Genomic DNA, 21,491 nt, shown 5'->3' on the forward strand with positions numbered 1-21,491 from the left:
GAAACCGAGTGATCTAGCCATGAGCAGGCTGAAGGTAAGGTAACACTTACTGGAGGGCCGAACCCGTATCTGTTGCAATAGATTGGGATGACTTGTGGCTAGGGGTGAAAGGCCAATCAAACTCGGAAATAGCTGGTTCTCCGCGAAATCTATTTAGGTAGAGCGTTAGTTGAATTCTCCAGGGGGTAGAGCACTGGATGGGCTAGGGGTCCTCACCGGATTACCAAACCTAACCAAACTCCGAATACCTGGAAGAACTGACTGGCAGACACACGGCGGGTGCTAACGTCCGTCGTGGAAAGGGCAACAACCCTAACCACCATCTAAGGTCCCCAAGTTATGGCTAAGTGGGAAAGGATGTGAGGATCCCAAAACAACCAGGATGTTGGCTTAGAAGCAGCCATCATTTAAAGAAAGCGTAACAGCTCACTGGTCTAAATAAGGGTCTTTGCGCCGAAAATGTAACGGGGCTAAAGCCATACACCGAAGCTGTGGATTTACTCTTATGAGTAAGTGGTAGCGGAGCGTTCCGTAAGCCTGTGAAGGGAGACTCGCGAGAGCTCCTGGAGGTATCGGAAGTGAGAATGCTGACATGAGTAACGATAAAGGGAGTGAGAGACTCCCTCGCCGAAAGTCCAAGGGTTCCTGCTTAAAGTTAATCTGAGCAGGGTGAGTCGGCCCCTAAGGCGAGGCCGAAAGGCGTAGTCGATGGGAACCACGTTAATATTCGTGGACCTGTGGGAAGTGACGGATTAGGAATATTGTAAGGTCTTATTGGATTGATCTTGCAGTAGAATAATCCCAGGAAATAGCTCCCACATATAGACCGTACCCGAAACCGACACAGGTGGACAGGTAGAGAATACCAAGGCGCTTGAGAGAACTACGTTGAAGGAACTCGGCAAATTGCACGCGTAACTTCGGAAGAAGCGTGACCCTTTAGCGGGCAACCGTTAGAGGGTGGCACAGACCAGGGGGTAGCGACTGTTTACCAAAAACACAGGGCTCTGCGAAGTCGCAAGACGATGTATAGGGTCTGACGCCTGCCCGGTGCTGGAAGGTTAAGAGGAGATGTGCAAGCATTGAATTGAAGCCCCAGTAAACGGCGGCCGTAACTATAACGGTCCTAAGGTAGCGAAATTCCTTGTCGGGTAAGTTCCGACCTGCACGAATGGCGTAACGACTTCCCCGCTGTCTCCAACGTAGACTCAGTGAAATTGAATTCCCCGTGAAGATGCGGGGTTCCTGCGGTTAGACGGAAAGACCCCGTGCACCTTTACTATAGCTTTACACTGGCATTTGTGTCGGCATGTGTAGGATAGGTGGTAGACTTTGAAGCAGGGGCGCTAGCCCTTGTGGAGTCATCCTTGAAATACCACCCTTACCGACATGGATGTCTAACTGCAGTCCGTTATCCGGATTCAAGACAGTGTATGGTGGGTAGTTTGACTGGGGCGGTCGCCTCCTAAAGAGTAACGGAGGCGCGCGAAGGTAGGCTCAGAACGGTCGGAAATCGTTTGTTGAGTGCAATGGCATAAGCCTGCCTGACTGTGAGACTGACAAGTCGAGCAGAGTCGAAAGACGGTCATAGTGATCCGGTGGTCCCGTGTGGAAGGGCCATCGCTCAACGGATAAAAGGTACGCCGGGGATAACAGGCTGATGACCCCCAAGAGTCCATATCGACGGGGTTGTTTGGCACCTCGATGTCGACTCATCGCATCCTGGGGCTGGAGCAGGTCCCAAGGGTATGGCTGTTCGCCATTTAAAGCGGTACGTGAGTTGGGTTCAGAACGTCGTGAGACAGTTCGGTCCCTATCTGCCGTGGGTGTAGGAATATTGACAGGATCTGTCCCTAGTACGAGAGGACCGGGATGGACGTATCTCTGGTGGACCTGTTGTGGCGCCAGCCGCATAGCAGGGTAGCTATATACGGACGGGATAACCGCTGAAGGCATCTAAGCGGGAAACCCACCTGAAAACGAGTATTCCCTTGAGAACCGTGGTAGACCACCACGTTGATAGGTCAGGCGTGGAAGTGTGGTAACACATGAAGCTTACTGATACTAATAGTTCGATTGGCTTGATCGTTCTCATTTCCTCTATTCATTCATGATGAAACACTCAATTAATGAATAAAACTAAAACTTAATAAAAGCACAAAACCAGTTTCTCAATTCTATGCCCTTTGCTGACTTGGTGGTTATGGCGGAACGCCTGCACCCGATCCCATCCCGAACTCGGCCGTGAAACGTTCCAGCGCTGATGGTACTTTGTCTTAAGGCACGGGAGAGTAAGTCGCTGCCAGGTCTGCTAAGGGCATAGAAACATCCTCACAATCTTCAAAAAATTCTGTCATTTTAAAAGAAGCCAATTTAAAAAAGACAAACAACAAAAAGAAGAAAAACACCCAAAATAGGGCCGTATCTTCTTCATGGCGCGGGGTGGAGCAGCCCGGTAGCTCGTCAGGCTCATAACCTGAAGGCCGCAGGTTCAAATCCTGCCCCCGCAACCAGTATCTCCATCTTCTCTCTTTATCTACTCCGCATACAGTTTCTCTCCTTCCTAACGCAAAAAGCATGAACAATGTTAGTGTTTAACATTGGCGTTCTGCTCCCCAAAACCAAGCCCCTACACCAAAACCAAGTCCCTACAAGGGTGTGTGCAGCTCTCTTTCATCAACATCTCAGCTTGTGGGGTACTTTCTCATTGTATAAATACTGAGTATAAATACTGATTTCCAGAAATTGTTGCTTGCATACCTAAAAGCAAAAGAAGCACCTTATTCTCTATTCTCTATTCTCTATTCTCTATTCTCTATTCTCTATTCTCTATTCTCTATTCTCTATTCTCTATTCTCTATTCTCTATTCTCTATTCTCTATTCTCTATTCTCTATTCTCTATTCTCTATTCTCTATTCTCTATTCTCTATTCTCTATTCTCTATTCTCTATTCTCTATTCTCTATTCTCTATTCTCTAATTGGCGCTTCACTGATTAAACACTGGTAACCGAAAAATTAAATTTTATATTTTATACTAGGGACGTAGCTTACCTTGAGCTCCGAAAACATCATTCATCATGACATTTTTCTGTCATTAGCTTTAGCTTTGTCTGCTGTCTCTGATTCATATGGATAGATGCGGTTATAAGAAATGCAACGCCCCTTGCGCGTAACTCTTCACATCCAGAATCCCTTATATAACTTTTGGGAAGTCTTTATTTATGGAACACATCTCCTTATGCTGTTTCCATTAATCTAAATGCTTATGATACTATCTTATAATATTATTATAATACTAATTGTATCATTAGAATCTTTCAATTTTTGACTATTCTCTCCCTCTACTTCTGTAACAGGAACTTCAAGATTCGCTAGGAGAAAGATTTTTATGCAGAAGAATACTAGAGAGTTTAAGCATTGACATGAAGAATAAGGCAAAAGGCAAGAAGTTGCAGTTTTTTATTTTTCTAAAAAACACGCGGAAGAGGCGTAATAAGGGGGTAAGAGACTGAAAGATATAGAATACAAAACCGATAATAAAGACAAAAAAAGAACACAAAAGAGACATTATCTGATTGACAATTATGGCCGAAATGTGTACTGATTAATCCGTAATCAGGATCCTTCAATGGGATCCTTCAATGGGATCCTTCAATGGGATCCTTCAATGGGATCCTTCAATGGGATCCTTCAATGGGATCCTTCAATGGGATCCTTCAATGGGATCCTTTGTAAATTTAATTATTTATGGAGGAATTTATCTCATGAAACGTATCGTTCTCGTTGCAGCTTTATGTTCTGCTTTGTCTTCAGTAATAGTACCAGTAACCGCTAATGCACTGCCGGTGGGGGGTGGTTGGGGTACTGTGAGGGATAAAGTAGTGGGTGCACTTGTAACAGAAGGTAATTTGGGAGAAGGAGGGAGAGCCATTCTTGAAAAAATTGTTGTTCCTAGTAGAAAAAACCTGTTTGAATACAAAGATAAAGCGTTTGAAATTCAAGAACGCTATCGTAGTATTATTTCCGCTCTTGGGTTGAGGGTTAGTTGTGGGTTGTTAAACCCGGACAGATATAGTGGCCAAAGATGGATGTCATGCGAGTTTAAGTAATTGTGAAGCGTCGTTATAATAAAAGAGGCTCTTGGAAAAGCAAGAGTCCTGCTGCGCGAGATTCGCAGTCTCATGAAGAAACACCATTGTGTTAGCAGCTGAGGTTTAGGGAAAACAGAGTGAGTTAGATTTATCTTCTGTTTTTCCTTACTGAATTTTCATAAGTGTGTTATAATTAAGAATAAGGATAGCTTATGGAAATAATTATAAATGTACATTTATTGGCACGATATTTTGATCTTTAGTCAAGAAGTTTTTCTACAGCACATAAAGTAAAATAAGCTGTTTGCGGTCCTATATCTTGGTATTCTTAACCTCATTGAAAATACTGAAGTAAGTGAAGAGTATGCTCTTTCGACTTATGCGCTTGTAAAAGCATAAATATTCCAGGCATGTGCATAGAGCGTATTGTCTCTGAAATAGCCCCGTAACCCCTGATACAGCACTAAGGTTAGCTTGTTGTTGGTATTACAGCCGATTTGTCTTAACACGCAAGCTCGCTTATGATGTTAATGTGTTGCAAGCGGAAAAAGCAGAAGAATTTGCCAAAATAGACAAATAATGCATGGCTTAACCCGTTGCATGACAAGCCCTACTGTTTAGGATATGGTTTGGATCAAAAAATGCTTAGCGATTGTCGTGCTAAGGCTAAATGTTTAAGCGATAAGACTTTCCAACGAGATATTAAATTGTTGGTGCAAGTTTTTAATCATGCGTAGTGTTAATTTTCTTTTGCCACTTAATATTTCATAAACACGGTTTAAGTGACCAATCGCAGGAACTAAGTCTTGAGCGCTTAAGTTCATTTGTTCCATTCTAAATTTAATAACCTCAATTGGATAGGGAGGAGAAACTGGATAATGCTCAGTCTCGTAAGCTTCGATTAACAAAACAAGTATCTCCATTTTATCAAACTCTTCTGTATGAACTTCGGGTGGATTGTCAAACAGTGCAGAGACAATTTCTAAAGCTTCTTGGTAATCTTCTTCAGTACGAATAGGTTTGATGTTCATTTCTTGAACTCCTTTAATTCTATAATATTGGCATCAATAGTATCGTACTGCTTATGCGTGCCTATGAATTTTATATAAAGCCATCCCGCTGGATAAAAGATTGATACAATTAAACGATACTCATTGCCTTTAATATTAAAAACGACGCGATTATTTTTGAGTATGCTTGCATTTTTATATTTTTCTTTAATATCATGAGGAGAGCGCCACTGCGCATTTTTAGCTTCATCTACCCACGCTTTTAATGGTTGCTCAGCATCAGGATATTGCATCCAAAAAGATTGAAGTACGGATTTTAATAATCTTCACCGATTTATCCTGACTTTTATGCAAAATAGTCCCAAATTGGTTAAATCAAGGAATTTCGGAATTTAATATACTCATCACCATGAAAAACAAGCTTTTACGATGCCAAAATAAATGTATTTTTCAGAAAAAAGCGGTGATTTTTTAAAAGGTAATGCCGAAGGGATTATGTCTTTACTGACAATGAAGTAAGGATTGAGCATGAGGGAAGTAAGGATTGAGCATGAGGAGCGTTACCAAGATTTATTTGGTAAAAGAGTTAATTATTGCTTTGCATTCTACTCTGAAAGATCAATCTTGATAAAATTTGCAGAGGCAAATTGGAAAATCCTATTCCCTCACCTTTAAAAAAGATCAATAAAATCAATGCATTAAACATTTAAAAAGCAAGGTGGTGCCCAGACGCGGATTCGAACCACGGACACGCGGATTTTCAGTCCGCTGCTCTACCAACTGAGCTATCTGGGCACGTTTTAATAAACACATGAGATGTGTGCGGTTATAACATTAAAATTCTTGCTGTCTAGCCGTCAAAATAAAAATAACCGATTTTTTATAAGTTTATTTTGATATTCTGGACAGTATTTTGTGAAATTAATCTGATAAATATTATGTGACATACCAATTATTGTAGTTGGAATACTGCTTTTTATGATGAGAAGACAAAAAATTCATTGAGAAGCATGATTGATTGAAATGTTTTTCACAATGATTTTTGTATTTTCAATAAATAAAAACGCTTTTTGCGTCCACGTCAAGAATTGATTAGCATAATGTTCTTCAGTGATCGATGTTGCCTTCATGAAAGGAAAGTTATCTGAAAAGGTAGAATAGCAATGATATTGAAGAAACCTGAGCGTCGTCCAAATAATCCTAACTTTTCTTCAGGTCCTTGTAAAAAGAGACCTGGCTGGACTGTTGAAGTTTTGAGAAATGCAATTATTGGGCGTTCGCATCGCACAAAAGTGGGACAATTAAAGCTTGCGGAAGCAATCGATTCAACGCGTGACGTTCTTGAAGTTCCTTCTGATTATCGTATCGGTATCGTTCCTGCTTCAGATACAGGAGCTGTTGAGATGGCTCTGTGGTCTTTATTAGGAGAACGGGGGGTTGATATGGTAGCATGGGAAAGTTTCGGTTTAGATTGGATTACCGATGTTGTTAAGCAATTAAAACTTTCTGATGTGCGTCAGTTAAAAGCTCCTTATGGTGAATTGCCCGATTTAGCACAAATTGATTTTGATCGTGATGTTGTGTTTACCTGGAATGGGACAACTTCTGGTGTACGTGTTCCTAACGCGTCTTTCATTCCAGAAAAGCGTGCAGGATTGACGATTTGTGATGCGACATCAGCGATTTTTGCACAAAATGTTGATTTTTCAAAATTGGATGTTGTTACTTTTTCATGGCAAAAAGTTTTAGGTGGTGAAGCAGCGCATGGTATGTTGATTTTAAGTCCTCGTGCTGTTGAGCGCCTTGAACAATACGTTCCCGTTTGGCCTTTGCCAAAAATTTTTCGTATGACACGAGATGGAAAATTAAATGAAGGTATTTTTAATGGAGAGACGATTAATACGCCTTCTTTACTTTGTGTAGAAGATTATCTTGATGCTTTGAAATGGGCAAAATCATTGGGTGGTTTGCAGGCATTAGTGGCACGAGCTGATAAAAATTTTGCTATTCTTGATAATTTTGTTCATAGAACACCTTGGTTAGAGCATTTAGCGAAGATTCCACAAACACGTTCTAATACATCTGTTTGTTTAGTCATTGTGGATCCAGTAATTACTGCTTTGGATACTGAAACTCAGGCCTCTTTTGTGAAGGCAATTGTAGCTCGTCTTGATAAAGAAGGTGCTGCTTATGATATTGGTGCTCATCGAAATGCTCCCCCAGGGTTTCGCATTTGGGTTGGAGCAACGATTGAAGCTTTTGATCTTGAATTATTAACAGAATGGTTAGAGTGGGCATTTCAGGTTGAAAAGGCACATCTTTAATAATTTTTAGCGGTTTTATTGTATATTTTCAATTAATTAGTGAGTCATGAAATTCCCTTAACACATATATTAACACACACTCACATCTTCTCTGTTTTGAAAAACATAGAGAATATTGTCAGTTAAATTTATTTTAGTCATGATCTGTTGCTCTTCAAGCCCCAATTCTTCAAGCCCTAATTATTGATCGAGCATATAACTATTGGTGTGATTAGCTTAGCCGAAATAATTAATGAAGTAAGCTCCAACATAGGAGAAAGGCAATGAAAGACAAACTATATGATGAGATAATGGCTGAAGTGTTTCGCAACGATCCAGCTTATGCAGTTGAGTTGTTAAAAGACATTCTCGAAGATGGAGAACCGGCGGAATTACTAATCGCACTTCGCCAAATGGCTAAAGCGTTTGGTGGTGTACGGAATGGTAGCTAAGTTGCCTGAATTAAATCCTAATCAGCTTTATCGCACTTTTTCGGAGAAAGGCAACCCAGAAATCAAGAGCCTATCTGCAATTTTGCGAGTTATGGGTTTTTGTCTCGCCGTGCAACCTCTTGCAACTCATCACTAATGCATTACCCTCGTTACATGTAAAATATATTCAAAACTCTATTGAACATATTGAGATATGTTTGATTATAGATAAATAGGCCTCTCTTCTTTTTGGTAAAAAAGTCAGAAGAAACTTCTCCATCTTGTAAATCTTTGGATGACATAAAAACGTGGTACTAAATAGTATAGTACTATACTATACTGTATCCAAAGGTACCTTTTGGTATCGTATCTTATATAACGAGGAATTAAATGCCTGTTATTTCATTTGCTAATTCAAAAGTGAACGCCTGCTATAATTATAGCTCGATCAAGCCAATCCTATCATTAGATTTCAATTTTTGACTATTGTTGCCACTCTATTGATTAAGAACAAGGAAATACAAACCGAAAAACAATATAAAGATAATTCGAGATGTTTTTTTAGGTATATGTGTGGACTTAACAACCAATTTCTCCCCCCATTGAATGAATTCATTTGCTATAAAATCCACACATTTGACGCATTATTAATGACTAAAATTTTGATTTAATTTTTTAAAATCCCTTATCCGCATCTCTGAAGACAGGTTTGTCTCCAAAAAACTTTTCTAATTTCTCTTTCACTTTTTCCGCAAGAAACAACAGCAAACGCAACCATACACAACAAAATAATTTTTTTCATTTTCCCCTCTGTTTATTCCCCCCAAAAATGGGATTTTAATTGAAACTTTTTTCTATCTTAAAATTCGTACATTATCGACACCAAAAATTAATGTAAACAACTGCAATCTTATGATGTTTTGTTTGTGAAATTCTCAATATCTGTTTGGTATTCATTGTTTAAATGATCTTCATTTTTACCAGGTTGAGCTGTCTTTTTTGAACGGAGCTGCCTCTTCAATCGAAAATGAGTAGAAAGAGAAATCCCTGTTTTTTGTTTGACAATTGTAGATGAGAAACCTTGTTTAATGAGCTCCAATGCCAATTCTGCTTTTGGATGAGGCTTCCGTCCGAATTTTATACCCTTATCCATTGCAGCATCGCGACCTTCATTCGTGCGTTCTAAAATACGTGCACGCTCAGCTTCTGCTACAGCAGCAAGAATCTGAATAACCATTTTCCCTGCTGTTCCTTCCGTGCTGAGACCGTTTTCTAAAAAACGAACGACAATTCCTTTCTTGTAACAATCGTCAATAATATGGATCATATCAGAGGTATTCCGTCCTAATCGATCCATTTTTGTACAAACAATAACATCGCCTTTTTCTGCTCGCCCCAACAAACGCTGTAACCCTTCACGTTTATCTGTTGATCCTGACATAATATCAGAAAAAATACGGTCTTCTCGTACACCAACCTTTTTGAGGGCAGCAATCTGAAGCGTTAATTTTTGCTGGTTGGTTGAAACCCTCGCGTAGCCGAGTAATGCCATTTTTATACCAAAAGTCGTTTTTGACATAGGCTATATGTCATAATGCAAAAAGAATGATTTATGATATAGTTTTATCTTCATTTTTTAACTATGTCAAATCTTACAATTTATGACATAGTCAAACAAACAGTTTTTATGGCTCTTAAAAAGTAATTGAATTTTACATTACTTTTCCATATACTCAATAAATACATTTATAGTAAGAGGATTTTTCTATGCCTTCATTAACTGTTACAGCAAAAGGACAAGTCACACTGAAGCGGGATTTACTACAGCATCTTGGGATTAAACCAGGGGAACGGATCAACTTTGATAAGTTGCCTGGCGGTGAACTTCGCATAAAGGCAGCACAATCTGTTGGCACAATTGATAATTTCATCGGACGATTTGCTGGTAAGGTAAAAAAACCACTAACCGTTGCAGAAATGAATGAAATTGCTGCTTCTGGTTGGGCGGGTGAAAAATGAAGATTTCGGTAGATACGAACGTTTTAGTCCGCGCTGTTTTACAAGACGATCAAAAGCAGGGCAGGGTGGCAAGCAAGATCTTAAAAGAAGCTTCGCTAATAGCTATTTCTTTGTCTTGTCTATGTGAACTTGTTTGGATACTACGCCGAGGTGCAAAATTATCAAAAGAAGATGTAGCTGCGATGTTACGTGATCTGCTAACAACCAATAATATAGTAATGAATCGACCCGCTGTTGAAGCAGGAATTGCCATCCTTGAAGCGGGTGGAGATTTTGCTGATGGGATCATGGCCTATGAAGGTAATTGGCTAGGCGGTGAAACTTTTGTTTCATTTGATAAACAAGCGATCGATCTGTTAACGCAAAAAGGGCAGGTTGCAAAACTCCTGTCCTAACGAATAAGCTAAGGCCGCAGCGCTACCATTGGATGGCTTTTGTTTTTCCTTTACGCGTCCCTTAATCAATAGAGTGGCAACAATAGTCAAAAATTGAAATCTAATGATAGGATTGGCTTGATCGAGCTATAATTATAGCAGGCGTTCACTTTTGAATTAGCAAATGAAATAACAGGCATTTAATTCCTCGTTATATAAGATACGATACCAAAAGGTACCTTTGGATACAGTATAGTATAGTACTATACTATTTAGTACCACGTTTTTATGTCATCCAAAGATTTACAAGATGGAGAAGTTTCTTCTGACTTTTTTACCAAAAAGAAGAGAGGCCTATTTATCTATAATCAAACATATCTCAATATGTTCAATAGAGTTTTGAATATATTTTATATATGACAAAGGAAGAGAATTAGCGATGAGTTGCAAGGGGTTGCACAGCGAGACGAAGACCCATAACTCGCAAAATTGCAGATAGGCTCTTAATTTCTGGATTGCCTTTCTCCGAAAGAGTGCGGTAGAGCTGATTAGCATTTAATTCAGCTGATTTAGCTACATTTCGCACACCACCAAACGCTTTAGCCATTTGGCGAAGGGCGATCAGTAATTCCGCTGGTTCTCCATCTTCGAGGATGTCGTTTAACAACTCAACGGCATAAGCTGGATCATTGCGAAACACTTCAGCCATTACCTCATCATATGGTTTGTCTTTCATTGTTTTTCTCCTATGTTGGAGCTTACTTCATTAATTATTTCGGCTAAGCCAGTCACGCCAGTAATTACATGCTCGATCTATATCGGCCTCTTGTTTTCGCTTATCGCCGGCGCAAAGCAGCAAAACAACAGCAAGGTCTGCTTTGGCGTAATAGACTCGATATCCAGGTCCTACATCGATCCGTAATTCCCAAATGCCTTCACGTAGAGGCTTATGGTCACCAAAATTTCCTAACTCGACACGCATGATGCGGCGGTCAATGGCAATTCTGGCTTTGATATCACGTACTTCACTATGCCAATCGGCGAAAATATTGCGGCCAGTTTTGTCGATATAGTATTTTATCTCTATCATGAAGTATATTATCGTTTATAAACGAAAAGTCAAGTAACAATTCTCAAAATCCAACTGAATCATTGCGCACAATGATCTTGTTCTTCAGGAGGAAAGTGCATTATTATTACAACAAAAAGGCAGGTTGCAAAACTCCTGTCCTAACGAATAAGCTAAGGCCGCGGCGCTACCATTGGATGGTTTTTGTTTTTCCTTTACGCGGTCCTTAATCAATGGAGCGGCAACAATAGTCAAAAATTGAACTCTAATGATAGAATTAGTATAATAAGCCTCTATCTTGATAAAGACAGTATAAGGATGTGTTTTCTATGAATAAAAAACCCCCCAAAAGCTACATGAGCGAGGAAGAACGCGAAAAATTGAAAGCAAGGGGTATCTCTCCAAGTGACATTTATGTTTTTGAATCACGAGCAGCCGATAAAGCCAATGACGAAAAGACCTCGTGGGAATGGCTAGCTATGGGGGAACTTCCAGCCCATGCGCTTTTAGGTCTTAAAAAAAGATGTGGTGCACAATTCATTCGTGATATGGGCTTTCCAACCAAAAAGGCTGATGCTGAATATGGACCAGATTGGCTTGATAGAGATATAATTATAGCGGGCGTTCACTTTTGATTGGAAAATTAGCTAAATTCATAGCCCAAGAATATACGTTAATGGAAATGAATGTTGAGACTGTCGAAGTCAGAGCGTTACACGAGTTGCGGACTGATTTCTGTAATCATGTTTTATCGATTGGGCAGAGTGGCGATTTGTCGTTAATTATTGAAGCGGAATATAACATTATTATAGAGGATTTGAAGCGATATGCTAACAGTCCAGGAATGATTAGTAGCCTGGAAACGGCATTAATTGAGATAAACTCTATCAAAAAGCACACGAAAAAGATGTATCGCTGTAAGAGCGTTTTGAATTAACAAATGAAATAACAGGCATTTAATTTCTCGTTATATATGGTACTAAAAGGTACTATACTATATAGTACTATACAGTATCCAAAGGTACCTTGTATGTACTCAATCTCTAGAGAACGTTAGGATACTAGGAAAATTATTGTTATTTGTTGATGCTCTGGCTTGTGGTCAATGCAGGTCGGTCACTACGGCGCTCAATGGGTTGCGCGTTCCCTTCCCTTTCTCCACTGCGCACTGCGCGTCGCTTAATCAATAGAGGACACAGTGTATCCAGACGTCGAAAAAATGGTTTGCCTTATGACGAGGCACGCCAAGCACTGGCATCACATTTTACACGGTTAAGCAATTTGGATAAATCTCGCTTAATGACAGCTGAAAAATCTATTATCGATGCACGCAAAAAATATGAAAATGGCTCGAAAACTTTATGAAAAAATGCAAGATAAAGTTCTCGATGTATCTCTTTCACATGATAAAAGTGATCGTTATAAGAGCTTTATTTAGTAATGCCCTGCCCTTGTTCAAAAGCATTCATAAGCACTTCTAAAAATGCGCCATGGTGGTAACGGTTTTGTTTTGCCATAGTACGAAAACGATTAAGAATAGCTGTACTAGTTTTGATATTGATTTGTGCATCATCTGATTGCTCACGGCTTGGAAATGCAACCATCTTGTCAATCTTTTTGCGTTCTGTAATATTTGATGTAGGATTTTTGGGTTTGAACTCATCGAGTGCTGCAAAATCTAAAGGTTTTCTTTCACTATTCATTATACAGATTCCTCTTTGTTTTGATTTGCTTTCAATTTAGTAACAACCTCTGCTGTAAATAATTCAATGTTATCGATAGCTGCTTTGAGGTTATTAACTTCTTTGGGATTGAGGTTCCGATGGGAACCACCAGTTGAAAAAATTGCCGAGAATGCATCTCGTTCATGGATCTCTGTTTCAAAGGTATCAATTTGAGGATTTTCCTTAAATTGATAGGATACAAAGCGAGAAGTTCGTGATTTTGCAATGACTTTAGATTGAGTAAATAGTACAGCATAAAAAATCGGCCGGCGCACAGCTTTCATATCTCGATGAATTTTTTTTATAATTTCAATGGCGGTTTCAGCATCTTGTTGTTGTTCTTTCATCGGAATGATAACTAAATCAGACTGGCTGATAGCATAACTCGTTAAACGAGATGCTGTCCCTTCCAAATCGACAATTACAAATGGATCACGAGCAGCAGCAGTTTCAATTTCATCTAAAATAGTCTTTTCTGACTCATTGGTAATAACCGTAAGATTTTCTGGTTTCCCTGGTAATTGAGACCATGTGCTCAAGGGATGACGAGGATCAGCGTCAATGATAGTAACAGGTTTAGTATTAGCAAGCTCACAAGCAAGCAACAAAGCAGAAGTTGTTTTACCACTTCCCCCTTTTGAATTAGCAAATGAAATAACAGGCATTTAATTCCTCGTTATATAAGGTATAGTACCAAAAGATACTATATAGTATAGTACTATACTGTACTAATTAGTACTCTACAGTATCTAAAGGTATCTTTTAGCACGCGACGCGAAGAAGAAGAGAGGGAGGGGAACGCGTAACCCGTTGAGCGCCTTAGTGACCACGCATTGACCGCAAGCCAAAGCGTTGAAGAAAATAACAATTTTCTATGACCGGAGTTGTCCATTAAGACGCTTTGCGTCCTGGGTCAATTTTTACTTAACGGCTTTAGTTATTAAGCCGGCTGTGGAATATTGTTAGCCGTAGAGTATTATTCATATAATGACATTAAGTATAGAGAATAGTCTAAGGACGACCGCGTTTTTCAAACCATTTGCGGCAAAAACCGAGAAATGCTTTATCTGGATTACGTGGCGCATCAAAACCACCATCAACCATCCAGTTTCGCCATTCTTGCTCTAAGTAATATACGTCCCATCCGGGAGCTACAATTCTGGCTTCTTGCATTGTATCTGCATTGAGATCACTAGGAACAGATTGCTGTATAAGAGATTTTTCTGGCATTGTACCCCGATTAACGAACATCACTACATCGGTTTCGGTGTTAAAGTTTATATGATAGTCAGGTAGATAATCGTGCTTTGTTAAATGTCTGATGATATGGCGAAACTTCTTTTCAGAACTTTAGGTAAATTTTCTTTAGTTGCTGTATATATTTTAAAGATTATTGTATGTAAATTTATGAGCTATCAAATATTAGAAAAGATAAGGATTTAAAGATTTAAACTTTCCTTTCTTATAATAAAAATGACTGATATATAAATAAAAATATATTTTATAGTGTGATGTAATTATCAAGAAATTTTGAGCTGAATAATATGAAAATTAGAAAAATCTAAAATGAAGAATCACACTTGCTAAGAGGTTTCACTATAAGGAACCGTTTATTTTTAAATGTTAGCGTTATTTTGCCAAACACGATGGAGAAAATTATGGCCAATGTAGTAGTTGTCGGTACACAGTGGGGCGATGAGGGCAAAGGTAAAATCGTCGATTGGTTATCAGAGCAGGCAGACGTTGTAGTCAGATATCAAGGGGGGCACAATGCAGGTCACACATTGGTTATTAACGGAATTAGTTATAAATTGTCACTTTTGCCATCTGGTGTAGTTCGTGGAAAGTTATCAGTTATTGGTAATGGTGTTGTGGTTGATCCTCATCATTTTGTTTCAGAGTTAAAAAAACTACGTGATCAAGGTGTAGAGATTACACCCAAAGTTTTGCGTGTTGCTGAAAATGCTTCTTTAATTCTTTCTGTGCATCGTGATCTTGATGCTGCTCGGGAAAATGGTATTTCGGGTCTGACAATTGGAACGACAAAGCGTGGTATTGGTCCTGCTTATGAAGATAAGGTCGGTCGTCGCTCTATTCGTATGATAGATTTAGCAGAAACTAATACGCTTATGGCTAAGATTGAACGTCTTTTGAGACATCATAATGCTTTGCGTCGCGGTATGGGCATTGCAGAAATTGATCCAAAAACGCTCTATGATGAATTGATGCAAGTCGCAGATGAAATTTTGCCTTTTATGGATTGTACATGGCGCCTTTTGGATGAAAGACATCGAATGGGACAGCGTATTCTTTTTGAAGGAGCGCAAGGCGCATCTTTGGATAATGATTTTGGGACTTATCCTTATGTAACATCATCTAACACAGTTTCTGGGCAAGCTTTTATTGGTTCAGGTATGGGGCCTGGTTCGGTTCATTATGTTTTGGGTATTGCAAAGGCTTATACAACACGTGTAGGAGAAGGGCCGTTTCCAACAGAACAGGTGAATGATGTTGGCGAATTTTTGGGGATGCGTGGGAATGAATTTGGCGTTGTGACAGGGCGAAAACGTCGATGTGGTTGGTTTGATGCTGTTTTAGTTCGTCAGATGGTAAAAATTTGTAGTGTTCGTGGTATTGCACTGACAAAACTTGATGTTTTAGATGGTTTAGATGAAATTAAGATTTGTATTGGCTATGAAATAGATGGTAGAAAGATTGACTATCTGCCGTCTTGTATAGAGGAACAAGCTCGTGTAAAGCCAATCTACGAAACATTAGAGGGCTGGAAAGAAGCAACAGCATGCACGTTGAATTGGGAAGAATTACCGGTGCAGGCTATCAAATATGTGCGCCGTATTGAAGAGTTGATCGGTGTACCAATTGCTTTATTGTCAACCAGTCCTGAGCGTGAAGATACAATCTTTATCATTGATCCCTTTGCAGATTAATTTTTGTTTTTACACTTCGATGTTGGGTTGAATTTTTTCTGTTTTTTAGTGAGCGTATTATTATAGCTTGAGGAATAGGAAACAGAGAGGCAATAAGTACATATTCACTTCAACGACTAACAGAGTTAGTATTCATTATTGAATGGTAGAAACTGGAAAATTATGAGAAGAGTGAAATAAGACACTGAGAGTGTTTTAATCTTTGTAAATTGAAAATTTCCCCCTTAAGTTTGAGAAAGACTATATAAAATATGGTGGATTTCGTTGGAATTTTAAAAAAGACGATTGATGCGCAAAATAATGTTACGCCCCAAGTGCGTAAACAAGTTTATGAACGGGCGATTGAAACATTAGAACATAAACTTGTAGAAGCAAACATGCCAGAAACAGTGATAGATGCGCAAAGGCAGGCTTTGCAAAGTGCTATTTCTGTTGTTGAAGAAGAATATTTGGCGGTTGAAAAGGAGTTACTTTCTTCAGTTATTGGGTGGAAATTTACAAATGAATTTGATGATCATAAACGAACACCAAGCACCGCATTCTTAAAATCTAAGGTGATGTCGGTTTTTGTTACAAAACAACAACACTCATTTGTTACTGAATCGATAAAAAATGAAATATTGAACAAATCTTCAAAAATATTGAGTATACCAGATGCTGAGCTTGTCAATATGGATAGTTTTTTTGCTTCTGAGCATAAGATAAATCAGAATATTGAGAAAAAGAAGTCCAAAAACGATGCAATTTCTTCTGCGCAGGTAGATAATTTTCATATTATTTCGCATATTTTTGCTCAGGCTTTGCAGCGTGCTAATCGGGCATCTGTACGAAAGCGTATTGTGATAGGTGTTTGTGTCTTTGTTAGTTTTTGTTTTGTATTCATAAGTGCTTTTTTTGTTGGTAAACGCGTGTTTGTATCAAGTGATCATCAATTACAAGAGGATGATACTTACGTTCCTAATCTATCATCGACAGTAGTCCAGGCTAACCCAAAATTAACGCAACGTTTATTGGAGGATGGGAGTGAAATTAATGTTGGTCCAGTTGAGGAAGAGGAAGCTCAAGGTGAAAAAGGAACCTCAACAGTTGTTGCTAACGATATAAACTCGATGAAACATGCAGGTGAAGTTGTATTTTATCAATCCCGTACAGATTATGATGCAGAAAAGGTGGCAACAGGAAGTGCGTTGTGGTCACTTGTAAAGGAAACTTCTGTTAATGGTCAGTCAGAAGAATTAGCTATACGAGGTGATATAAAGATTCCAGATGAGGGATTGTCATTACGGTTAACCCTACGTCGTAATACCGATCTGTCTTTACCTGCAGCCTATATTATGGATCTTATTTTTATCACTTCTGATAAATTTTCAGGTCAAGCAATCAGTGATATTAAAACTTTAACTTTTAAGGCAAGTGAACAATCTGTCGGTCAGGCTTTAACAAGGACTGTTGTTGCTAAGATTGATGATGATTTTTTTCTTGTTGCATTAAGTGGTCATTATCCGTTTCTTAACCGAAATCTACAACTAATACGTGAATTAGATTGGATACGTTTGGTGATGAATGATAAAAACGGTCGTGTGAACGAATTAACCTTTGCAAAAGGGGAGACAGGAGAAGCTATCTTTAATCAGGTTATTGGACAATGGCTTGCGCAAACAAATAAATCAACAGCTTCTGAATCAACAAAGAAAAATGCTGATATAGATGGGATGAAAAGCAGTAAATTTACAGATACAGACCCTCTATAAACTAAATTTAAGGCTTAAGTTTATAGAGGAGGCTTTAATTCTGGTTAATTTTAAGAAATGTGCAAACAATGCTGAATTTGTGCTTGTTTTTGAGATAAAGCGGAAGCTCTAACAAAATCTTGCACTTTTTCAAATGCGCGCATTTCAATTTGTCTTACACGTTCACGGCTGATGTTAAATTCACTCGAGAGTTCTTCTAGAGTTAACACTTCATCACTCAAACGACGCGCTTCAAATATGCGTTTTTCACGTTCATTAAGATTAGCCATAGCGTGTATTAACAGGGAACGCCGATTTTCTAATTCGTCTTTCTCAATTAAAACTTGTTCCTGGCTGCTTGCTTCATCAACCAAACAATCTTGCCATTCGCTATGCTCATCTTCATTTGTACGAAGAGGAGCATTGAGAGAAGTATCTCCACTAAGTCGATGATTCATTGACACGACTTCATCTTCTGTGACATTTAATCGAGTTGCAATCTCTTTGACTTGTTCTGTATTAAGCTCACCATTATCTAAGGCTTGAAGTTTACTTTTTAGTTTACGCAGATTGAAGAACAAGCGCTTTTGATTAGTCGTTGTCCCGATTTTTACTAAACTCCAAGACCGTAAAACATATTCCTGGATTGATGCTTTAATCCACCACATTGCATAGGTTGCAAGGCGAAATCCACGCTCTGGTTCAAAACGTTTAACAGCTTGCATCAGCCCAATATTACCTTCTGAAATAACCTCCCCCATAGGTAAACCATAACCTCGATATCCTATTGCAATTTTTGCCACGAGGCGTAAATGACTGGTTACCAACTTATGTGCAGCTTTCAGGTCGTTGTGCTCATTGTAGCGTTTCACTAACATATATTCTTCTTTTGGTTCAAGTATTGGGAAACGACGTATCTCTTCCAAGTAACGACTCAAACCTCCATCATTTGCAGCGATTGATGGTAAACTTATATGGGCCATATAGCACCCTCCTTTCATACGAATCCCCTCATAAGGCGAATTCTACTTCCAGATATTATATAAACATCTTTCATTGCATTTACATTACCATAATTTATAATTTTGTTCAAAAAGAATACTTTATCGTAAAATTACGGCATCATTAATAATTTGTATTAAGTTTTTTAAAATGATTGATAAGTTCTGCCATATCTTGGGGGAGTGGTGCAGAAAAGGACATGATGTTCCCTTTTGCAGGGTGCTCAAAGGTAAGACTAGCTGCGTGAAGTGCTTGTCTGTTGAAAAGATCAATGGCTTCTTTAATTGTAGAATCAAATCTATTTGATTTTGTTTTAAAAGCATTTCCATAGACTGTATCGCCTACAAGTGGATGTCCAATATGAGCCATATGAACGCGGATTTGGTGTGTCCGTCCAGTTTCTAAACGACACTCCAAAAGGCTCGCGAAAGGTATTTTGTCTGCACAAGTTTGATATTTTTCAATGACAGAAAAATGCGTAACGGCATGGCGTGCATAAATATTGTGGCTATGAATGACGGCTTGCTTTGTTCGGTCATAGCGTGCGCGGCCAAGGGAGGCAGTAATGACCCCAATATTGCGATTAGGGGAACCCCAAATCAAGGCATGATAACGCCGATCTAATACACCAGTACGTCCATGATCAGAAAATTGAGCACTGAGTCCTTTATGAGCAAGGTCATTTTTAGCAACTACTATGACGCCGCTTGTATTTTTGTCAAGACGATGAACAATGCCAGGGCGTCTAACACCACCGATGCCAGATAAACTATCACCACAGTGATAAATAAGAGCGTTGACCAAAGTTCCCGTCCAATTGCCGTGGCCCGGATGTACAACAAGTCCTGCTGGTTTATTAACAACAATGATATGATCATCTTCAAATAAGATATGAAGGGGGATGGCTTCACCCTCTGGGTAGGCATTGTTGAGTGTAGGTATTGTTAATTCAATTGTTTGATTAGATTTTATTTTTGTTTTCGGTTCCGTTACTAATTTGCCATCAATTTTAAGATAACCCTCTCGGATTAAGGTTTGTAAACGTGAACGCGAGAGTTCATTTTGATAATGTTTGGCAAGCCATTGATCAATTCGTTGTCCAAGAGCATCCTCATCTGTTATCTGCTGTGTCACGACGCGACCCTATTGTTCAGATTTTATGTATAAAATTTTACCAATATGAAACTGCTTTAGTATCCAGAAATTCCTCAATTCCCCATCGTCCACCTTCACGAGCCCGTCCGGAAAATTTAACTCCTCCAAAATAACTTCCATCAGGTAAATTACATCCATTAATTTCTATCATACCAGAACGCAACTGTGTGGCAATACGTCGACATTTTTCTCGGTTCTGTGATTGTATATAATTTGTGAGGCCATATTCTGTATCATTAGCCAAGGCTACAGCTTCATCTTCTGTTCTAAAAGGAAGTATTGAGAGAACTGGACCAAATACTTCTTCTCGGAAAATGCGCATATTCGGTTTCACATCGGAAAAAATTGTTGGGCGCACGTAATAACCGCGTTTCATTCCCTTGGGTAAACCTATTCCACCTGTAACAAGAGTTGCACCTTCGTCGATTCCGGATTGGATGAGGGCTTGGATATTATCATACTGCTTTTTTGAAACTACGGGGCCAATGTGATCTCCTGTTTGATGGTTTGGGCCCACTTTTGTATTTTCGGCAATATGTTGTGCTGTTCTTATAGCTTTATCGTAAATTGAGTGTTCCACAAGCATACGTGTTGGTGCATTACAACTTTGCCCGCTATTATAGAAACAATGCTGGATACCACGTTGTACTGCATTGGCATCTGCATCAGCAAAGATAAGATTGGCTCCTTTCCCTCCCAATTCTAGACAGACTCGTTTTAGAGTATTACTAGCGTTCTTAGAAATAGCCTTTCCTGCTTGGGTTGAACCAGTAAAGCTGATCATTTCTAAATCTGGGTGAGAGGATAGGTAAGAGCCTACATGAACTCCATCACCATTGATGAGATTAAAAATACCAGCGGGGAGAGCAACTTCATCTATAATTTCAGCAAAGATCATGGCAGATAAAGGAGAAAATTCAGAAGGTTTTAAGACCATAGTACAACCCGCCAATAAGGCAGGGATCACTTTAAGAGTTATTTGGTGTATGGGCCAATTCCATGGTGTGATTAATCCTACAACACCTATAGGGTCATATTGAAGGATTGCGTGCTCGTTTTTCTCTATTAAAGCCTCTTGGAAAGAAAAATTTTTAAACGCTGTGATAAAATTTCGAATATTCTGAATACCAGATGTCGCCTGTGCATTACGCGCCATATCAATAGGTGCTCCCATTTCCATTGAAATAGCTTTTGCCATATCTTCCAGGCGTCTTTCATAGATTTTTAAAATCTTTTCAACAAAAGCAAGACGCTGACTCGGTGTAGTTGTTTTCCAGCTTTGAAAAGCTTTTTTAGCAGCTGTAATTGCTTTATCGGCATCTTTAATGCTTCCCATGCTAATGACAGAAAAGGCCTCTTCTGTTGATGGATCAATGACATGAAAATCATTGACAACACTCGGATCATCCCAGAGACCGTTGATATAAAATTTTCGCTTACTGAGCATATAACGTACTTTCTATTCTTTGCTTTTACATTCTATACTATGAAAATTCTTTATAACGAAGCTTTGTCATTGAAAGTGAATAGCATCGACTGTTTTATTGCCATTATACGTGAAAAAATATTGGGATAGTTGATGTTTGTGCCAAATTAAAAAGAAAAGCATAATTTTTGGCAATGCTTATGACAA

At 39.0% G+C, this 21,491-nt stretch carries 21 protein-coding genes, 2 tRNA genes and 2 rRNA genes (1 of these 25 running past the window's edge); 13 read left to right on the forward strand and 12 right to left on the reverse strand.

The features are described from left to right. The 4 genes from BARBAKC583_RS01280 to BARBAKC583_RS01295 all read left to right on the forward strand — a co-directional run. Positions 1-2,089, forward strand: a 23S ribosomal RNA gene (locus BARBAKC583_RS01280) (it extends 724 nt beyond the left edge of the window). Between the two features lie 104 nt (positions 2,090-2,193). Then, positions 2,194-2,308, forward strand: a 5S ribosomal RNA gene (gene rrf, locus BARBAKC583_RS01285). Positions 2,309-2,436: 128 nt separating this feature from the next. Further along, a tRNA-Met gene (locus tag BARBAKC583_RS01290) sits at positions 2,437-2,513 on the forward strand. 1,130 nt (positions 2,514-3,643) lie between these two features. Beyond that, the gene (locus tag BARBAKC583_RS01295) at positions 3,644-4,111 is read left to right on the forward strand and encodes a hypothetical protein (RefSeq protein WP_005766136.1); all 468 of its coding nucleotides are present in this window, start codon (positions 3,644-3,646) and stop codon (positions 4,109-4,111) included. A 656-nt stretch (positions 4,112-4,767) separates the two neighbouring features. Here BARBAKC583_RS01295 and BARBAKC583_RS01300 read toward each other — a convergent pair. The 3 genes from BARBAKC583_RS01300 to BARBAKC583_RS01310 all read right to left on the reverse strand — a co-directional run bounded on the left by BARBAKC583_RS01300 (position 4,768) and on the right by BARBAKC583_RS01310 (position 5,898). Next, positions 4,768-5,124 carry a helix-turn-helix domain-containing protein gene (locus tag BARBAKC583_RS01300; RefSeq protein WP_005766138.1) on the reverse strand — a complete coding sequence of 119 codons (357 nt, stop codon included), beginning with the start codon at positions 5,122-5,124 and terminating at the stop codon, positions 4,768-4,770. Next, positions 5,121-5,396: a type II toxin-antitoxin system HigB family toxin gene (locus BARBAKC583_RS01305; protein ID WP_005766141.1), complete on the reverse strand. Its 276-nt coding sequence runs from the start codon at positions 5,394-5,396 to the stop codon at positions 5,121-5,123. Before BARBAKC583_RS01305 ends, BARBAKC583_RS01300 begins: the two co-directional genes overlap by 4 nt. A 426-nt stretch (positions 5,397-5,822) precedes the next feature. Then, positions 5,823-5,898, reverse strand: a tRNA-Phe gene (locus tag BARBAKC583_RS01310). Positions 5,899-6,266: 368 nt separating this feature from the next. Between BARBAKC583_RS01310 and BARBAKC583_RS01315 the strand changes: the two genes are divergently transcribed. After that, positions 6,267-7,427: a phosphoserine transaminase gene (locus tag BARBAKC583_RS01315; protein WP_005766146.1), complete on the forward strand. Its 1,161-nt coding sequence runs from the start codon at positions 6,267-6,269 to the stop codon at positions 7,425-7,427. Between the two features lie 263 nt (positions 7,428-7,690). Next, entirely contained in the window at positions 7,691-7,858 is a 168-nt protein-coding gene (locus BARBAKC583_RS07215; RefSeq protein WP_225866728.1) for a helix-turn-helix domain-containing transcriptional regulator, read from the forward strand. 889 nt (positions 7,859-8,747) lie between these two features. Here the strand turns inward: BARBAKC583_RS07215 and BARBAKC583_RS01325 are convergent. Further along, positions 8,748-9,416, reverse strand: coding sequence for a recombinase family protein (locus BARBAKC583_RS01325; protein ID WP_005766149.1), 669 nt, complete (start codon positions 9,414-9,416; stop codon positions 8,748-8,750). 188 nt (positions 9,417-9,604) lie between these two features. On the opposite strand from BARBAKC583_RS01325, the gene BARBAKC583_RS01330 reads away from it, so the two are divergent. Beyond that, complete coding sequence (locus BARBAKC583_RS01330; RefSeq protein ID WP_005766151.1) at positions 9,605-9,856, forward strand: AbrB/MazE/SpoVT family DNA-binding domain-containing protein; 252 nt, start codon at positions 9,605-9,607, stop codon at positions 9,854-9,856. After that, complete coding sequence (locus BARBAKC583_RS01335; RefSeq protein ID WP_005766153.1) at positions 9,853-10,251, forward strand: type II toxin-antitoxin system VapC family toxin; 399 nt, start codon at positions 9,853-9,855, stop codon at positions 10,249-10,251. Before BARBAKC583_RS01330 ends, BARBAKC583_RS01335 begins: the two co-directional genes overlap by 4 nt. A gap of 412 nt (positions 10,252-10,663) precedes the next feature. Here BARBAKC583_RS01335 and BARBAKC583_RS01340 read toward each other — a convergent pair whose 3' ends face one another. Both BARBAKC583_RS01340 and BARBAKC583_RS01345 read right to left on the reverse strand, forming a co-directional pair. Then, positions 10,664-10,966, reverse strand: coding sequence for a helix-turn-helix domain-containing transcriptional regulator (locus BARBAKC583_RS01340; RefSeq protein WP_005766155.1), 303 nt, complete (start codon positions 10,964-10,966; stop codon positions 10,664-10,666). A gap of 30 nt (positions 10,967-10,996) precedes the next feature. Further along, positions 10,997-11,320, reverse strand: a complete 324-nt coding sequence (locus BARBAKC583_RS01345; protein WP_005766157.1) for a type II toxin-antitoxin system RelE/ParE family toxin — start codon at positions 11,318-11,320, stop codon at positions 10,997-10,999. 308 nt (positions 11,321-11,628) lie between these two features. Here BARBAKC583_RS01345 and BARBAKC583_RS01350 point away from each other — a divergent pair, with 308 nt between their 5' ends. The 3 genes from BARBAKC583_RS01350 to BARBAKC583_RS01360 all read left to right on the forward strand — a co-directional run bounded on the left by BARBAKC583_RS01350 (position 11,629) and on the right by BARBAKC583_RS01360 (position 12,664). Continuing rightward, positions 11,629-11,934 carry a hypothetical protein gene (locus tag BARBAKC583_RS01350; protein ID WP_005766159.1) on the forward strand — a complete coding sequence of 102 codons (306 nt, stop codon included), beginning with the start codon at positions 11,629-11,631 and terminating at the stop codon, positions 11,932-11,934. Positions 11,935-11,981: 47 nt separating this feature from the next. Beyond that, positions 11,982-12,236 (forward strand): hypothetical protein, encoded by a 255-nt coding sequence (locus BARBAKC583_RS01355; protein WP_225866729.1) that lies wholly within the window; start codon positions 11,982-11,984, stop codon positions 12,234-12,236. Positions 12,237-12,430: 194 nt separating this feature from the next. Next, entirely contained in the window at positions 12,431-12,664 is a 234-nt protein-coding gene (locus BARBAKC583_RS01360) for a hypothetical protein (RefSeq protein ID WP_011807302.1), read from the forward strand. 65 nt (positions 12,665-12,729) lie between these two features. Here the strand turns inward: BARBAKC583_RS01360 and BARBAKC583_RS01365 are convergent, their stop codons facing one another. From BARBAKC583_RS01365 to BARBAKC583_RS01375, 3 genes are all read right to left on the reverse strand, one after another. Beyond that, entirely contained in the window at positions 12,730-13,002 is a 273-nt protein-coding gene (locus BARBAKC583_RS01365) for a hypothetical protein (protein ID WP_005766168.1), read from the reverse strand. Next, positions 13,002-13,688 (reverse strand): ParA family protein, encoded by a 687-nt coding sequence (locus BARBAKC583_RS01370; RefSeq protein WP_005766170.1) that lies wholly within the window; start codon positions 13,686-13,688, stop codon positions 13,002-13,004. The genes BARBAKC583_RS01365 and BARBAKC583_RS01370 overlap by 1 nt, the downstream gene beginning before the upstream one ends. A gap of 346 nt (positions 13,689-14,034) precedes the next feature. Further along, positions 14,035-14,274, reverse strand: coding sequence for a hypothetical protein (locus BARBAKC583_RS01375; protein ID WP_146075923.1), 240 nt, complete (start codon positions 14,272-14,274; stop codon positions 14,035-14,037). A 407-nt stretch (positions 14,275-14,681) separates the two neighbouring features. Here BARBAKC583_RS01375 and BARBAKC583_RS01380 point away from each other — a divergent pair, with 407 nt between their 5' ends. Continuing rightward, complete coding sequence (locus BARBAKC583_RS01380; RefSeq protein ID WP_005766179.1) at positions 14,682-15,971, forward strand: adenylosuccinate synthase; 1,290 nt, start codon at positions 14,682-14,684, stop codon at positions 15,969-15,971. A gap of 251 nt (positions 15,972-16,222) precedes the next feature. Beyond that, positions 16,223-17,722, forward strand: coding sequence for a hypothetical protein (locus BARBAKC583_RS01385; RefSeq protein WP_005766181.1), 1,500 nt, complete (start codon positions 16,223-16,225; stop codon positions 17,720-17,722). Between the two features lie 50 nt (positions 17,723-17,772). Here BARBAKC583_RS01385 and rpoH read toward each other — a convergent pair whose 3' ends face one another. The 3 genes from rpoH to BARBAKC583_RS01400 form a co-directional block, all read right to left on the reverse strand. Further along, the gene (rpoH, locus tag BARBAKC583_RS01390) at positions 17,773-18,684 is read right to left on the reverse strand and encodes an RNA polymerase sigma factor RpoH (RefSeq protein WP_005766182.1); all 912 of its coding nucleotides are present in this window, start codon (positions 18,682-18,684) and stop codon (positions 17,773-17,775) included. A 142-nt stretch (positions 18,685-18,826) separates the two neighbouring features. Next, on the reverse strand, positions 18,827-19,837 hold the full coding sequence (locus BARBAKC583_RS01395; protein WP_005766184.1) for an RluA family pseudouridine synthase: 1,011 nt from the start codon (positions 19,835-19,837) through the stop codon (positions 18,827-18,829). A 37-nt stretch (positions 19,838-19,874) separates the two neighbouring features. Beyond that, complete coding sequence (locus BARBAKC583_RS01400; protein WP_005766186.1) at positions 19,875-21,305, reverse strand: aldehyde dehydrogenase family protein; 1,431 nt, start codon at positions 21,303-21,305, stop codon at positions 19,875-19,877. Positions 21,306-21,491: the final 186 nt, after the last annotated feature.

The sequence above is a fragment of the Bartonella bacilliformis KC583 genome (genome assembly GCF_000015445.1).
Lineage (GTDB): Bacteria > Pseudomonadota > Alphaproteobacteria > Rhizobiales > Rhizobiaceae > Bartonella > Bartonella bacilliformis.